The sequence below is a fragment of the Pseudanabaena sp. FACHB-1998 genome, from assembly GCF_014696355.1.
Taxonomy (GTDB): domain Bacteria; phylum Cyanobacteriota; class Cyanobacteriia; order Pseudanabaenales; family Pseudanabaenaceae; genus Pseudanabaena.
This window is the reverse complement of sequence record NZ_JACJQA010000047.1, coordinates 1-14,852: the sequence shown is the minus strand read 5'-3', so window position 1 is coordinate 14,852 and position 14,852 is coordinate 1. Positions and strand designations below refer to the sequence as shown.

Annotated in this window: 10 protein-coding genes; 3 read left to right on the top strand and 7 right to left on the bottom strand. The window is 39.8% G+C overall.

The annotated features are described in order from the left end of the window. Window positions 1–137: 137 nt before the first annotated feature. Window positions 138–572, bottom strand: coding sequence for a BLUF domain-containing protein (locus H6F42_RS19330; RefSeq protein ID WP_190401019.1), 435 nt, complete (start codon window positions 570–572; stop codon window positions 138–140). Window positions 573–613: 41 nt separating this feature from the next. After that, the gene (locus H6F42_RS19325; RefSeq protein ID WP_190401018.1) at window positions 614–1,372 is read right to left on the bottom strand and encodes an EAL domain-containing protein; all 759 of its coding nucleotides are present in this window, start codon (window positions 1,370–1,372) and stop codon (window positions 614–616) included. Window positions 1,373–1,742: 370 nt separating this feature from the next. Here H6F42_RS19325 and H6F42_RS19320 point away from each other — a divergent pair, with 370 nt between their 5' ends. Continuing rightward, a complete protein-coding gene (locus tag H6F42_RS19320; RefSeq protein ID WP_190401017.1) occupies window positions 1,743–2,300 on the top strand; it encodes a CAP domain-containing protein in 558 nt (185 codons plus the stop codon). Between the two features lie 95 nt (window positions 2,301–2,395). Further along, on the top strand, window positions 2,396–2,998 hold the full coding sequence (locus H6F42_RS19315; protein ID WP_190401016.1) for a pseudouridine synthase: 603 nt from the start codon (window positions 2,396–2,398) through the stop codon (window positions 2,996–2,998). Here the strand turns inward: H6F42_RS19315 and H6F42_RS19310 are convergent. From H6F42_RS19310 to H6F42_RS19290, 5 genes are all read right to left on the bottom strand, one after another. Next, the gene (locus H6F42_RS19310) at window positions 2,954–3,661 is read right to left on the bottom strand and encodes a lipoate--protein ligase family protein (protein ID WP_242018531.1); all 708 of its coding nucleotides are present in this window, start codon (window positions 3,659–3,661) and stop codon (window positions 2,954–2,956) included. The genes H6F42_RS19315 and H6F42_RS19310 overlap by 45 nt on opposite strands. 184 nt (window positions 3,662–3,845) lie before the next feature. Then, window positions 3,846–4,310, bottom strand: coding sequence for a YbjN domain-containing protein (locus H6F42_RS19305; protein WP_190401015.1), 465 nt, complete (start codon window positions 4,308–4,310; stop codon window positions 3,846–3,848). A 147-nt stretch (window positions 4,311–4,457) separates the two neighbouring features. Continuing rightward, entirely contained in the window at window positions 4,458–5,078 is a 621-nt protein-coding gene (locus H6F42_RS19300) for an ABC transporter ATP-binding protein (RefSeq protein ID WP_190401014.1), read from the bottom strand. Window positions 5,079–5,150: 72 nt separating this feature from the next. Beyond that, window positions 5,151–7,631, bottom strand: coding sequence for a response regulator (locus H6F42_RS19295; protein ID WP_190401013.1), 2,481 nt, complete (start codon window positions 7,629–7,631; stop codon window positions 5,151–5,153). 383 nt (window positions 7,632–8,014) lie between these two features. Then, a complete protein-coding gene (locus H6F42_RS19290; protein ID WP_190401012.1) occupies window positions 8,015–9,484 on the bottom strand; it encodes a TldD/PmbA family protein in 1,470 nt (489 codons plus the stop codon). 580 nt (window positions 9,485–10,064) lie between these two features. Between H6F42_RS19290 and H6F42_RS19285 the strand changes: the two genes are divergently transcribed. Further along, entirely contained in the window at window positions 10,065–14,630 is a 4,566-nt protein-coding gene (locus tag H6F42_RS19285; RefSeq protein WP_190401011.1) for a PAS domain-containing protein, read from the top strand. The last annotated feature ends 222 nt before the right edge of the window (window positions 14,631–14,852 follow it).

The following is a 14,852-nucleotide window of genomic DNA, read 5'->3' as shown; positions in this document are numbered from 1 at the left end:
TAGAGAATAAAAATATGAAGTTCTATTACAAACATATAGCTGTGGTCACTTGCATGAGGACAAATCAAAACCCAAGAAGCGAGGTGCGGCGCGAAGCGCCGCACCTCGTCTTCTGGTTTTGTGTCCTAACAAGACAATTAAGCCCTATTACCTTTTTGATAAAGGTCTGTTAGTTCCCGCAAAAAACTTAGACTTTGGTTGCCAGTCATAGAAATAGGTGAAAAAGTGGATGAATGTGAATGTTTCAGGATTAAATCACGTACTCCCATTTGATTATCAATCTGGACAACTTTCATTGACCAAGCCCCAAAATCTCGATGTTCAATCTCAGAAAAATCAATGAGTTCCGCATTAACATGGCGCTTGTCCAAGAGAATACGGTTATAGGTTTGGCTAATTGTCCGCCGACTACCTTCTAAAACCTGTAAAAACATGGAATCGCCAAAACTAAGCATTCCTGTAATTCCTACAACTTTATTATTGCGCTCAGACTTTTCGAGTATATCAACGAGATCGGAATACTCTAAATTAGAGACAGATTGACTAACGTAAATCAAACGATAAAGTGCCATACTTGTATACATAATAAATAAAATTTAAAAGCCCATAAAGTTTATAGATTGTTTATGGTTGCTACACCCTGAAATTTAGGTTTAGCAAAGTAAAAACCTTGAAATAGCTCAATCCCAAAAGATTGTAAAACCGTCAATTCTTCATATGTTTCAACCCCTTCCGCAATGATCTTAATATCTAATTCACCACATACTTGGACTATACCCTTTACAATTGATTGGCGACTTTTATTTTGATCGATATTTCTAATCAGTCCCATATCTAACTTAACCAAATCAGTTTGAAATTCAGCCAATAGGTTTAACCCTGAATATCCTGATCCAAAATCATCGATCGCAGTTAAAAATCCCCTTTGCCTATAGTAATGGACAATCTCTCGCAGATGCCCATGATCTTTAATTTGTTCACCTTCAGTTATCTCAAAAATAATCCGATTAACAGGAAATTTAAAAGCTTCAGCAGCTTCAATAGTTGTACGAATACATAATTCGGGACTATAAACCGCATTCGGCAGAAAGTTAATACTGATAAAAGATTGAATATTTAGACTTGCTGCTAGTTGGACAGCCTTGACTCTACAAGTCTGATCAAAGCGGTAGCGATTTTGATCATTGATTTTTGCCAAAACAGCACCCGCTGGCTCATTATTTAAGCCTCGAACTAAGGCTTCTTGGGCAAAAACCTCACGAGAAGATGTATTCACAATGGGCTGTAGAGCCATTGTAAAGTCAAATCCTAGATCAGCACTTTTGGTACATTCAGAACAACCAATTGGCTGATGTTCTTGCGAGTTATTCATAGAGAGATGCCTAATATTTTTGATATTTTTCCTTATGCCTATAGAAACCTAAATTAGTTTTAGGAAGAGGACATAAAAGCGGTAATATTCCTAAAACTCTAAAACCTACAAAGGATCTCGGAATACTCCGTAGCAAACAGAAATGTTAATAGATATGTAAATGCTCAAATAGTTACACTCTATTAATTATAAGATGGACCGATTGGGTCTTAAATTTTTATGAGTGCATCAATAATACAGCACTTTGCTTTTCAATAAGTCTTATGATTTGTTGAAAAGTAAAGTAAGGAAATATCTTAGTTCGGGAACTATCTAGATGCTGTAAGGTCAAAATAGAAAGAGAATTTATTTAAAGATTTTAGATATTTTTATGAAATCAAGTTTTCTCATTTGTGGTGTGCTATTGGCTTATGGGGGAATATCACAGACACCAGCGATCGCTATAAATCCCTATTCCCAAGATGTAACCCAATCGCAAGTTCCATCCTTATTTCGCCAAGATTCCCTAAAAGTCAGTCAAGGAATTGGTGTTACTAAGTTTGAAACTGAGCTATTAAAACTCACTAACTTAGAACGCAAAAAATTAGGCTTAGCTCCTTTAAAACTTTCCGTCAAGTTAACTAGAGCCGCTCAATTCCATGCTGAGGATATGGCAAACAAGAATTACTTTAGCCATACGGGGAAAAATGGCTCCAGTATGGCTGATCGCACGAAGGTTGTGGGCTATAAATACTCATTTTTAGGCGAAAACCTCGCCGCAGGTAGAGCCACACCTGAAGGAACAGTTCGACAATGGATGAATAGTACAGGGCATCGCGCTAATATTCTTAATGAAAAGTTTACGGAAATTGGATTTGGTTATGCAATTTCACCAAATTCCCGTTATCGACATTATTGGGTACAGGTATTTGGAACTCCTCGCAATTAAACACTGAAAACTCATAAGATATTTTAAAAGCGTTGCAAAGCAACGCTTTTAAAATATCTTATGTATTACTTAAAGCCTCAACAGGCTGTAACTTTATGAGCGATCGCCAATATATTCTTTTTTACAAGCCTTATGGAGTACTCTGTCAATTTACCGATGATAGTGCTTCGCCTCGTTCAACTTTAAAAGAATATATTGAGATACCCAATGTTTATTCTGTAGGTAGATTAGATTTTGATAGTGAAGGTTTGTTGCTGCTGACCAATGATGGACAGCTAAAACATCATTTAATCGATCCTCAATTTGAGCATTCCCGTACCTATTGGGTGCAAGTAGAGAAAGTCCCCACCGAAGAAGCGTTGCAACAATTAAGGGAAGGTGTAACCATCCAAGGCTATCGCACTAAAAAAGCCATAGTGACAAGGTTAGAGAATGAACCTGATCTGCCTGCTCGCAATCCACCGATTCGCTTTCGGGCAAATATTCCCACAGCATGGATTGAACTCACTTTAACTGAAGGCAAAAATCGCCAAGTACGAAAAATGACCGCAGCCGTGGGATTCCCTACTTTACGATTAGTACGGGTAGCGATCGCCCATTTGCGTCTAGATGATCTGGAAGTTGGTAAATGGCGGATGCTAACCGATTATGAATTACAAGAACTGCGTGCAAAAGTGTTGCCGCGCCGACTCCGATAGTACTTTGATTAATTCCATTATCATCATTTCACTTTCGGTGTTATGTTCCTGTAATAGTTCCTGATAACCAACAATGGGAACTTCTGTTTGAAAGAGTTCGGTTAGCAAATGATGATCTGGAGCGATCGCAATTGAACCATGCTGTAAAACTGAGTTACGACGGTATACCTGTGCGCTACCGATGAGTTTCCGACCATCATTTATGACTAAATCCGCATTAGTCGCGGTAGAAAAGCAACTGGGGTTATGAATATAACCTCGCCCCGACTTTCCATAATTCAAAGAGATTCCCAAAGATGCAAACCCTTGGATCAAAAATCCACAAATATATTCATACATTTCACGGTGCGATCGCGATTTGCCCTCAATTTCCACATTAGTAATTACGGCATAGGTAAGATCGCCTTGATGAAGAACGGCTCGCCCACCACTAGGACGACGCACAATTTCCAGTTGATATTGCTGAGCGATCGCATTCCAGCGATCAGGATATTGTTTTTGATGAAATCCCAGAGAAATTGCTGGGGGTGTCCATCGATAAAATCGCAAAATTGATGAAGACTCAGGATCGAGGCTATGTTGCTCTAATAAAAAATTATCTAATTCCATGTGCAGCTTTCCTGATGTCTCCGCATAGGGCTTAAGCTGCCATGATTTCTTCATAGTCTCAATAAATCTCAATAATTTGTCATATTTTAAATCCACAAATAGTGGTGTGAGGCTTTGCCCCACACCACTATTTCTTATGCTAGCTTTTGGTCAAAAAAATCAAAAGCGTTGCTTAGCAACGCTTTTGATTTTTTTGACTGTGGTTTGAGTGTCAAGTACTGTAGCTCAGGTGGCAACATTAAGCGCCAAAGTTTTCCTTAAGAACTTCGTCATTATCATCAGCGATCGCTGCCACGATGGTAATAATGCGAGAAATTTCCGCAGGCGATAAATCCTCCACAGAGCGAGAGGCTAAAACTAACACTTGATCATTTTGAATGGCATAACGAGCTTCAAAAGTGTCAGCAGCATTTTTTTCTAAAAGCCAGCGAGTCATTTTCGCTTCATCTTTGAAAGGAGCCGCTAATACTTTAGAAAAGACCGTAAAGGTATCGGTAGGTTCGGTTCCTGTAATATTGACAACTACTTCTACAGTGCCATATTGAAATTTCCACGTATCCTCTGTTTGATTTTCCAAGGCTGAATTGTCAGCATCCATGCTAGCAATCACAGTTTGGATGGTTTGCACAATGTGATTAGGATGTGTTGCAAAACTAGATTCTGCTTCTACAGGAGATATTGGCGATTCTGTTGTGAAGGTCATAGTTAAATATCTAGTTACTATCTGCCAATAGTGTATAGCAAACGTCAATCTTTTGTTGATTGAGTTCAACAATCGCTACAAAATCCAAAAGAATAAGGGCAGCACAAAGTGCCGCCCTTATTCTTTTTAATAGTTGACAGCTATAGCTTAAGCAATTTTGCCTTGGGCGATCGCCCAAGTTTGATCGGCCATAGAGCCAAGTTCTTCAGGCTCATGGGTAACTACCAGAATAGTCCAATCTTTTTTTAGTTCTTGTAATATGCCAAGAATTTGCTTTCGCATTGACCAGTCTAATCCTGCTGTTGGCTCATCCAGCAGCAATAAACTTGGTTGCCGAATTAATTGCACAGCAAGGGCTAAGCGTCTTTGCTGTCCACCACTCAAAGACTGTGGCGAAGTACTCGGATTGAGATGACTCAATCCCACGGAGTTTAAGGCTCCCTGAATGCGATCGCCATCAAGATCGATATGCCCCAACCTTAGCTCTTCTAAAATAGTACTGCCGCAAAAATGTCGTTCGGGAAATTGAAAAACTAAGCCACATATTTGCTGGAGGTGATCGGGCAAAAGTTCTTGGGATTTCCAATAAATACCGCCACTAGTCCATTCTACAAATCCTGCCAGAATTTCTAGCAATGTACTTTTACCAGAGCCACTGGGCCCCACCATTAAGCCTAATTGCCGATCTTGTAAATCGAAGGAAATATTTTTAAGAATTGCCTCAGGGGTTGCTGGTGGATGATAGCAGAGATTTTGAATGGAGAGCATATTAAAATTCGTGCCATAAAATATTTTTGTGGTGTGGCTTCGCCGCACCACAAAAATATTTTACTGTGAATTCTAGCTGGCAAATTTAGATAGCTCTTGGCAAGCAATTTTATACTGCTGCTCAATTTCCATAAATAGAGCAGTCAATCCTGTATCTTCACCCTTCTTACCCTTGAGTTCAGCCTCCTGACATAGCCTACCTAAAGCCTTCGCCCCTAAAATATTGCTGCTACCTTTAAGCGTGTGAGCGCTATAGCTGACTTCTTTAAGATCGTTATTAGCGATCGCCCTACGCAGACTTTCCAACAGAGCAGGAGCTTCTTCAGTAGTAAATAGATGAATCATGCGCCCAATCAACTTTGGATTAATTTGTTCGAGGTTTTGGATGGCAGCGTGATCGATGACGGAAGGAACATCCGTTTTTGGTGGGACATTAGGAATTAAAGTTGCTTCACCCTCAATATGGCTACCCAAAGCCCACTTTTCAATCGTGCGTTGCAGAGAGTCCATCATAATGGGTTTACTGATGTAATCGTCCATCCCAGCCCGCAAACACATTTCGCGATCGCCTTGCATTGCACTTGCGGTCATGGCAATAATGGTCGGACGCTCATAGCCCGCTTGTAACTCCTCCCAATGGTTAACTAAGTAGTCAGCAGTTTCTAAACCGTCCATTTCAGGCATCTGGACATCGAGCAATAGCAAATCGTAATGCTTAACCTGTAGGGCTTCAAGCACAGCTAAGCCATTATCCACCACATCAGGTTGATAGCCCATCTTGATCAGCATTCCCATTGCTAGCTCTTGATTGATTAAATTATCCTCTGCAATCAAAATCTTGAGGGGTAAGCGATCGCCCAGTCTTGCCGATGAAACAACATTTTTATTCATTGCATCTTGCAATGTGTAGGATGGCTGCTCCTTAGCGATTTGGGTAGTTACTGTAAATGAGAAGGTAGAACCTTGATTAGTTCGACTTTCCACTTGAATTTGCCCTCCCATTGTTTCCACTAGTTTTTTACAGATAACTAGTCCTAGCCCCGTCCCTCCATACTTACGAGAGGTAGAAGCTGTGGCTTGGGTAAAGGGTTGGAATAATCGTTGCATCTGTTCGTCACTAATCCCAATCCCTGTATCGCTGACCGAAAAAAGCACCTGAAAGGGAACATCATCCTGAGGAAGGCGATCGGAAACTAATCGCACAGAAATTCTGACAGCGCCAGATTCGGTAAATTTCAACGCATTGGATACAAGATTCAATAAAATTTGACGCAGTCTGGTGACATCTCCCACAATAAATGGCGGCACATTAGACTGCATACTCACTTCAAACTTCAGTTTCTTCTCTTTAGCTTTGACCAACTGCACATCATAGATATCTCTCACTACGGCTCTGACATCTAGCGGAGCATTCTCTAATTCCAATTTTCCTGATTCGATCTTCGAGAAGTCTAAAATATCATTAATCACAGAGAGCAGCATTTCGCCACTTACTTGGATCGTCCTTACATATTTTGACTGCTCGCTATTAAGCTCCGTAACGGCTAACAGTTGAGTCATCCCGATCACCCCATTAATCGGTGTGCGAATTTCATGACTCATCATTGCTAGAAATGCTGCCTTAGTGCGTACCGCTTCCTCCGCTTCTTCTTTGGCTTGACGAAGATCTTCCATTAATTGCGATTGCCGTAACTCCGCTTGTTTCTTAGCCGTAATGTCGCGAAAACACCAAATCAAGCCAAAAAATCTTTTTTGATCCGAGTTAACGGGGCTGGTGTAATAGTCAAATATGCGATCGCCATGAACAATTTCACCCCGCCTAACGACATCAGGATCGTCATAGGTAGTCTCTAACAAGTTAACTAAAACTTCAGGAATATAGGACTTAATTAAAAATGCCCCCAAGGGATAACCACTAATCTGAGCATCAACTCCTTCCCCAATGAGCAGATCATGGGGAATATTCCACATTTCACAAAAGCGGCGATTAAAACTAGCGATTCGACCTTGTTCATCTACCGCAAAAATACCATCGATCGCTGCCTCTTTCTGAGCGTGCAGCAAAAGATTAGTGCGTTGGAGATCCTTGAGCGTACCAATTCTGTCAAAGACCGCTTGCGACAGTTCATGGTTTTTTTGAGTTAGATGCATTTGCAAATGTCTGAGGGTTAAATGCAAATGTACACGCGCAAAAACTTCCGACATTTGCGGTGGCTTAGTAATATAGTCAGCCCCACCAATTGAAAAAGCTTCAAGCTTATCTTTAATATCTTCATTACCACTGATAAAGATAATGGGGATATCTTCGGTATCAGTATTTGCCTTGAGAAGTCGGCATACCTCATAGCCATTCATTAATGGCATCGACACATCCAACAAAATTAAGTCAGGTAAATCCGTATTTGCCAACAATAGGGCTTCACTTCCGTCTCCTGCCGTCTTTACGCTATAGCCATGATCTCTCAATGCAGATGCTAGCTCATGGCGAATATCGGGATCATCGTCAACCACAAGTATCGTTGATTGAGGAACATCGATCACATTTGCTTGCACGACCCGTTCACCTTACTAGAAAGCTTAATCAATACAATTGGTTTTAATGATATAGCAGTCGCAAATCAGTTACAAAAAGATACTATTCAAGTAAATTAAATGCAAATGGAAGCCAGTAGTTAGTTTTCTTATGTAGCTAGCCAATGAGCATACCCTAGACAACACTAAAAAACAACTGATAGTACGAAAAAATATTGCAATAAAGTTGATTTTCTATCAAAACCAAAAATTAACATTTGTAAGAGGGTAGTAGCTTGCCTGACTAATGGGTAGCTAGCGCGATTAAATCTCATAAACTGTGATGCACGCGGAGTGTCACAATCCTATTTCACCAATAAATAGGTAGTGGGCGGCTTTGCTGCCCACTACCTATTTATTGAAACCTAACGACCACCTACGGTGATGGCATCAACTTTGATGTGGGGCTGACCAACAGTGACATAAACACTACCACTGACAGAACCACAAAAACCTGCGGCTAGCTCAAGATCGCGGGAACTCATCGAAATTTCCTGCATAACTTCCTTAGCATCACCAATTAGGGTTGCACCCTTAAGAGGTTTAGTAATTTTGCCATTTTCGATTAAATAGGCTTCATCAACAGCAAAGTTAAATTGTCCAGTTGGAAGAACACTACCGCCACCCATTTTTTTGCAATAGATGCCCTTGTCTACGGTCGCAAACAATTCGTCGAGAGAAAATTCTCCCGCATCAATGTAAGTATTTCGCATCCGACTTGCGGCGGCATAGGCGTAGCTTTGACGGCGACCACTGCCTGTGCGTGGATGACCAGTGCGTAACTCTCCCGCGCGATCGCTAATAAAGTTTTTCAGAATTCCATTTTCGATCAAGAGAGTGCGTTGGGTCGGCATTCCCTCATCATCCATATCAATAGTTCCAAAAGCTTCTTCAGAGCGTCCTTCATCCCATGCCGTGAGATTTTCATGGGCAATTTTTTGACCTTTCATTTCCGCAAAAGGTGTAGTTTTTGCCTCAATCCCTGTCGTTTCTAGTAAATGACCACAGGCTTCATGGAAGATGACACCGCCAAATTGATTTGCCATGATAATGGGATAGGAGCCAGATTCCACATAATCAGCGTAGAGCATTTTTCCTGCGGCTTCCACAATTTCATCGACCACAGGTTCATAGTCCCAATGGCGTAAATAGCTGGGATCGCTCGTACCGCCAACCCGTTTATTGATCGATGAGCGATTTGCACCATCCGCACAAAGCAAGTTAGACCCGACCGACTGAGTCAAGCGAATATCTCTAGCAAATGTGCCATCACTCGCTGCTACTAGAATTTCCTGCCAATCTCGAAAGTAACCCGATCGCCTTGATTGAATATGTTTACCTTTTTGGGCTAGTAACTGATTAGCCCCTAGCAAAATCTCTCCCATTTCACGCATAGGACTACATTGAGAAATCCATTCATCTTTGCTTCTCTTAGCAGCATAATCACGAAATAGTTCTAATTGAATAGAAGGAATAATTGAGTTTTGAGAAGGAAGTTGTAATCCGACAATAGATAAAGCTCTTTCGAGAGAAGATTTAAGCCCTAAAAAAGTTAAATCATTAGTACTGACGTAGCAATCAGCCTTGCCCTTAAAAACTCGAATACCTGCACCTGTTGACAATCTTGGAGAGATACTGGTTATAGTGTCGTCTTCGGCAAGACAACTTATATAGTTATTGCGCTCTAGAAAAAATTCTACAAAATCGGCTCCTGCGGCCCGACCAAGTCCTAATAAAATTGAGAGAGGGGCTTCCCATGTTTCGTCAAAGCGATCGCCTACAAGGGCATATTGCAAGTTAGGTAGTTCTTTGGTAAGTAGCAGGTTACTTCTCATGATCATCAATCAATACTAGAGATTACTTGTGTCAGTGTAGCAAATCTCCTAAGCAAACCTCAAAAAGTAAAATCTAGTAAGCAGTTGCAGCCTTCTCAGTAAATAATTAGGGATACGTAGCTTCGCCCATCCATCGCTAATTATTCGCTTTAATCTTGCATTAGGACAAATCACAATCAAAGAAGCCAGTTGCGGTGCGAAACGCCGCAACTGGCTTCTTTGGTTAAGAATATCAACAGCTATACATTCTGGGTTTGATTTTCAATTCATAAAAGTGTGATCACACTTTTATGAATTGGTATTAAGCATGAATAAAGCGGTTATACTAGTTTTATAGGGGGGACTGATATGAATAGTATAAGTCTCAATTTTTAAGATGATTATTTTCTATATAACTCAGTGTTTTTCGGCTCTTCTGGGTTTATAGAGATAATTTTAACTAATAGCAATTAGAATCCTTTGACCACAACGGTTATATGCCTATTAAATCTTGATTTATTGTATCAAAATATACAGTTTGTGCTGCAAGACCAGAAGAGCTTGTTTTCCTGAATAAATCAACTTCACGATCCAAAAAATCATGGGCAATCTATCTCATAACTTAAATACTGAAAGTGATAAATCAGCGAAAACAGAAGAAAATTCGATCAAGGCTGAACAATTAATTTTAAAGATAGAACAACTGAGAGAAAGAATACTCATTAGTAATGAAATTTTACAAGCTATTCGAGGGATTGAAAATATTGAAGAAGTTTTTGAGACAATTACGACCAAACTCTTAAATTTATTTCAAGCAGTTCATGTAGCTATAGTGAAAATTGATCAATCAGGGGAAGCGAATCAGAGCCGTGGAATTCAGGGAAAGACCATAGCCAAAGCGATCGCTCCTAACTGTGATATTTGCATACAGCCCAGTATCGAAACAATCTTGAATGAAGAATATCAATGGGGAGAAAGCAATTCAGGGACTAATTCAGGGACAATTTTCGATTTGTACACCTCTGGTTTAACCCAATGCCCAGAAAGGCTAGCAGAAATATTTTTTGGCAAGAGATTGATCCTGACCCCAATTATCTTACCCGAACTGAATAGCGAACAGTCCCTATGGGGATTTTTAACAGTTCAGCAATGTACAGGAATTACCCATCAATCCTTTGATACATCTTGGAGCCAAGACGATATCACCTTAATGCAACAAATAGCTACTCAACTAGAGATTTTCCTCATTAAAGAATATCAAAAATCTATTTTAGTCGAACAGATAGAAAAATCTGAACTTGCCTATAACACTATATTTCACTGGACTAATCAATATCGGACTTTGATCGAACAGATTCCCAGTGTGTCCTACGTGTCGCCAATTTCTCAGGGTACTGAATTTGCCTATATCAGCCCTCAGTTAAAAGCTCTTTTAGATGTGCCAGCCGCAGAATGGGATGCTGGATTTTTTAATAGTTGGACAGACTACGTTCACCCTGACGATCACGATCGCGTCCAGCAGCAGGTTGGCAAAACAATAGAAACAGGCGAACCCTTTTGTTGCGAATATCGGATGATCAGGCGGGATGGTAAAATTATCTGGGTTCGCGATAATGCTTATCTAGGTTTAGCTTTTGATGGTAAAACTTCAGTTTTACGTGGTTCAGCTTTTGATATTAGCGATCAAAAGGAAAGTGAACTAAAATTCAAAGGCATCTTTAACAACACCTTTCAGTTTACGGGGTTACTAAGCAATGAAGGAATTTTATTAGAAGCCAATCAAACTGCTCTTGACTTTGGGGGCATAAAAAGTGAGGAAGTAATTGGTAGACCCCTATGGGAGACAGACTGGTTCTCAATTTCTCAAGCAACTCGAAATAGTGTCCAAGAATCAGTTAAGAGAGCCGCTTCAGGTGAATTTATTCGTTATGAAATTGATATATTAGGCGCAGGACAAACCGTAGTGACCATTGATTTTTCTATTCGTCCCCTCCGCGATGAATCAGGACAAGTAGCTTTACTAATTCCTGAAGGACGCGATATTAGTGATATGAAGGCGATCGAAAAGGAATTACGCAAAAGTGAAGCAAGGCTAGAAGAAGCTCAGCGAGTCGCCAAGGTTGGTAATTGGGAATGGGATGTTATCTCTAATAAGGCTAATTGGTCGCAGGAGTTATTTCATATCTACGGTCGTGATCCTAATCTAGGCGCTCCTTCCTATGAAGATGTCTTGCTACTGTACATCGAGGAAGATCGCGCAAAACACTCACAAGCTATACAACTAACTATCAGTAAAGGTGAGTCATATTATCAAGAATTGCGAATATCGCAAACCGATGGTTCTTATCGTTACCTTTATGTGATCGGTCATGCAGAATTTAACACTGATGGACAGGTAAGCAGACTTTATGGAACTGCTCAAGACATTAGCGATCGCAAAAAGATCGAATTAGCCTTGCGAGAAAGTGAAGCCAAGCTAGAAGAAGCCCAAAAAGCTGCAAAGATCGGCAGTTGGGAATGGGACATTTTACTTAACAAGATTACATGGTCAAAAGAGTTGTTTAATATTTTTGGTCGAGACCCAGCAGGAGGGACTCCCAACTATGAAGAACATCTCCTCGACTATACCCTAGACTCTGGTCGAAAACTACATGATGCTGTTCAGAACACTATTGAAACAGGAAAATCCTATTGTATAGAATTAGAATTACAAGCATTAGATTCTCATGGGTTAAAGCGCTATGTTGAAGCCAGAGGTCATGCGAAATATAATGGAAATGGAAGCATCATAAAGCTAAATGGCACTGCTCAAGATATTAGCGATCGCCTAGCAGTAGCCGCAAAACTACAATATAACAAAGCAATTCTGAGTCTAACGATTGAGAATGCACCAGTTGGTATAGCCACTCTTGATTTAGACGGCAACTTCTTAAACGTCAATCAAAGCTTTTGTAAGATCTATGGCTATTCCGCCAGCGAATTGCTAAATATGAAAGCACTCGATATTACCCATCCTGATTCCATAGGTATAACTATTGCAGCTTTGCAGAGTCTTGTTAATGATGAAACTACTCATATCCAAATTGAAAAGCAATATATTCATAAAGATAGTCATATCATTGATGCTATTAGTCGAGTTAGTCTGATCAAAGATAGTAATAATAAACCTCTACAAATTATTACCAGCGTAGAAGATGTAACGGAACGCAAGCAAACTGAAGCCAAACTTACAGCCGCAAAACTCGCTGAGGCAGCCAATCAAGCCAAAAGTGAATTCCTTGCAGTCATGAGCCATGAGTTGCGAACGCCAATGAATGCAGTAATTGGCATGACCGATATTTTGCTTAATACCCCCTTGTCTCCCTCACAGCAACAATATGTCTCGACAATTCGTCAAGGCGGTGATATTTTGCTTTCCGTAATTAACAACATCCTTGACTTTTCACGCATTGAGTCTGGACGTTTTGAACTAGAAGAACATACTTTCAGCTTGCAACAATGTGTGGAAGAAGTCGTAAATCTGATGACCTCCCGTATTACCGAAAAATCCATAGAACTAGTAGCTTTAATCAATCAGAACTTACCAACCCAGTTTATGGGTGACTATAATCGTTTACGCCAGATTTTAGTCAATTTGGTAAGCAATGCGGTTAAATTTACAGAAAATGGAGAAATTGTGATTACTGTTGATTCTAGATTAATAGATCAATCCAGTAACATCCATGAATTAATTTTTCAAATACGTGACACGGGTATTGGCATTGCTCCTGACGCGATCGACAAGATATTTCAAGCTTTTAGTCAAGCCGATGGCTCCATTAACCGCAAATATGGCGGTACGGGACTAGGATTAGCAATTTGTAGAGAACTGTGTGAACTAATGGGAGGCTCGATCTCAGTCGAAAGCGATGTTGACAAAGGTTCAACTTTTAAGTTTTCTATACAAGCTAAAGAGGTAAGAACGATACCGCCCGAAATCGACGATAGTATTAAAGGGAAGCAGATTCTTAGCATCAGCAATAGTACAACAATTCAAGAAGCCATATCTTTATATAGTCAGTCTTGGGCGATCGAAGTTACAAATGTCTATTGTGCTGCGGATGCTCTGCAATTACTACATCAGCATGATTTTGATGTAATTCTCATCGATAGTAACTTAGCCGATGTGGAGGGAATAGAACTAGCAAAGGATCTTCAAAATATTAATCCAGAATTGAAATTCATCTTCTTGGTGTCAATCAACACACACGTAAATCTTCATCCCTTAAAGTTTGTAACTTCTATTACCAAGCCAATTTTTCCAGCTAAGCTTTATCAAGCATATAGTGATATTTTCCAGCAAAAGCTACCTTCTATCCCACCATCTCCAATACCGATATCATCATCCCTAAGTATTAACCTATCAAACCAGCATCCATTAAAAATCTTAGTGGCAGAAGATAATCTCGTTAACCAACAGATTTTGCTGATTATGCTAGATCGACTAGGCTACAAAAGTGATTCCGTAAATAATGGATTAGAAGCATTACAAGCAGTTGAAAAAAATTCTTACGACCTTATTTTCATGGATATTCAAATGCCTGTAATGGACGGATTAACTGCAAGTCATAAGATCCGTCAATTACCTAATTATTCTCCTTGGATTATTGGGCTATCAGCTAATGCCTTTAATGAATCCCGCGACTCTGCCTTAGCATCTGGCATGAATGAATATCTCACTAAGCCCTTACAGAGTGAAACTCTGATCGAAGTATTACAAAAAACAGTAAAAATTCTTAATCAAAGCAAAATCGATCAGTCCATAAATTCACAAACCCTCTCCAACCTCAAGAATTCAGTCGGAGAAAAAAATCTATCCAAGTTAATCTCCATCTATTTAAGGCATACAAAAATGGCGATCGCCAAAATGCAAGAATCGATAAAGCAGCTTGATTTAGAAACAATTGACCATGAAAGCCATGCCCTCAAGGGAGGAAGTGGTACTTTTGGAGCTATCAAGCTTTTTAATCTCTGTCAAGATCTACAATTTTTATGTAAATCATGTATTCAAAGCCATAACTATTTACAAGATAATATTAATCAAGTAGAAACTCTTATTCAAGAAATGGAAATAGAAGCACTACAAGTAGCCGAATTTTTCCAATCATTAAATTACGATCAACTGTAAAGAAGGATGACAAAGCTTAGCTTTGTCATCCTTCTTTAATCAATTTGAGTTGGTATAAAACCCCAAGTATGGATGAAAGCAAGAAACACCGCCATTCATACTTGTGGTTGGCGTTGTTGCATAAAAGAGGGATGGAAGGGTAGATTAAATATAAATAAGGATGGCAAAACAGCCAATGAAAGAGCAATATCAGATCCGCAACTGGTCAGAGTATAACGCAGG

What these genes read in the sequence shown, in the direction of transcription:
- H6F42_RS19330 (WP_190401019.1), bottom strand. Translation starts at nt 572, where the DNA reads ATGGCACTTTATCGTTTGATTTACGTTAGTCAATCTGTCTCTAATTTA.
- H6F42_RS19325 (WP_190401018.1), bottom strand. Translation starts at nt 1,372, where the DNA reads ATGAATAACTCGCAAGAACATCAGCCAATTGGTTGTTCTGAATGTACC.
- H6F42_RS19320 (WP_190401017.1), top strand. Translation starts at nt 1,743, where the DNA reads ATGAAATCAAGTTTTCTCATTTGTGGTGTGCTATTGGCTTATGGGGGA.
- H6F42_RS19315 (WP_190401016.1), top strand. Translation starts at nt 2,396, where the DNA reads ATGAGCGATCGCCAATATATTCTTTTTTACAAGCCTTATGGAGTACTC.
- H6F42_RS19310 (WP_242018531.1), bottom strand. Translation starts at nt 3,661, where the DNA reads ATGAAGAAATCATGGCAGCTTAAGCCCTATGCGGAGACATCAGGAAAG.
- H6F42_RS19305 (WP_190401015.1), bottom strand. Translation starts at nt 4,310, where the DNA reads ATGACCTTCACAACAGAATCGCCAATATCTCCTGTAGAAGCAGAATCT.
- H6F42_RS19300 (WP_190401014.1), bottom strand. Translation starts at nt 5,078, where the DNA reads ATGCTCTCCATTCAAAATCTCTGCTATCATCCACCAGCAACCCCTGAG.
- H6F42_RS19290 (WP_190401012.1), bottom strand. Translation starts at nt 9,484, where the DNA reads ATGAGAAGTAACCTGCTACTTACCAAAGAACTACCTAACTTGCAATAT.
- H6F42_RS19285 (WP_190401011.1), top strand. Translation starts at nt 10,065, where the DNA reads ATGGGCAATCTATCTCATAACTTAAATACTGAAAGTGATAAATCAGCG.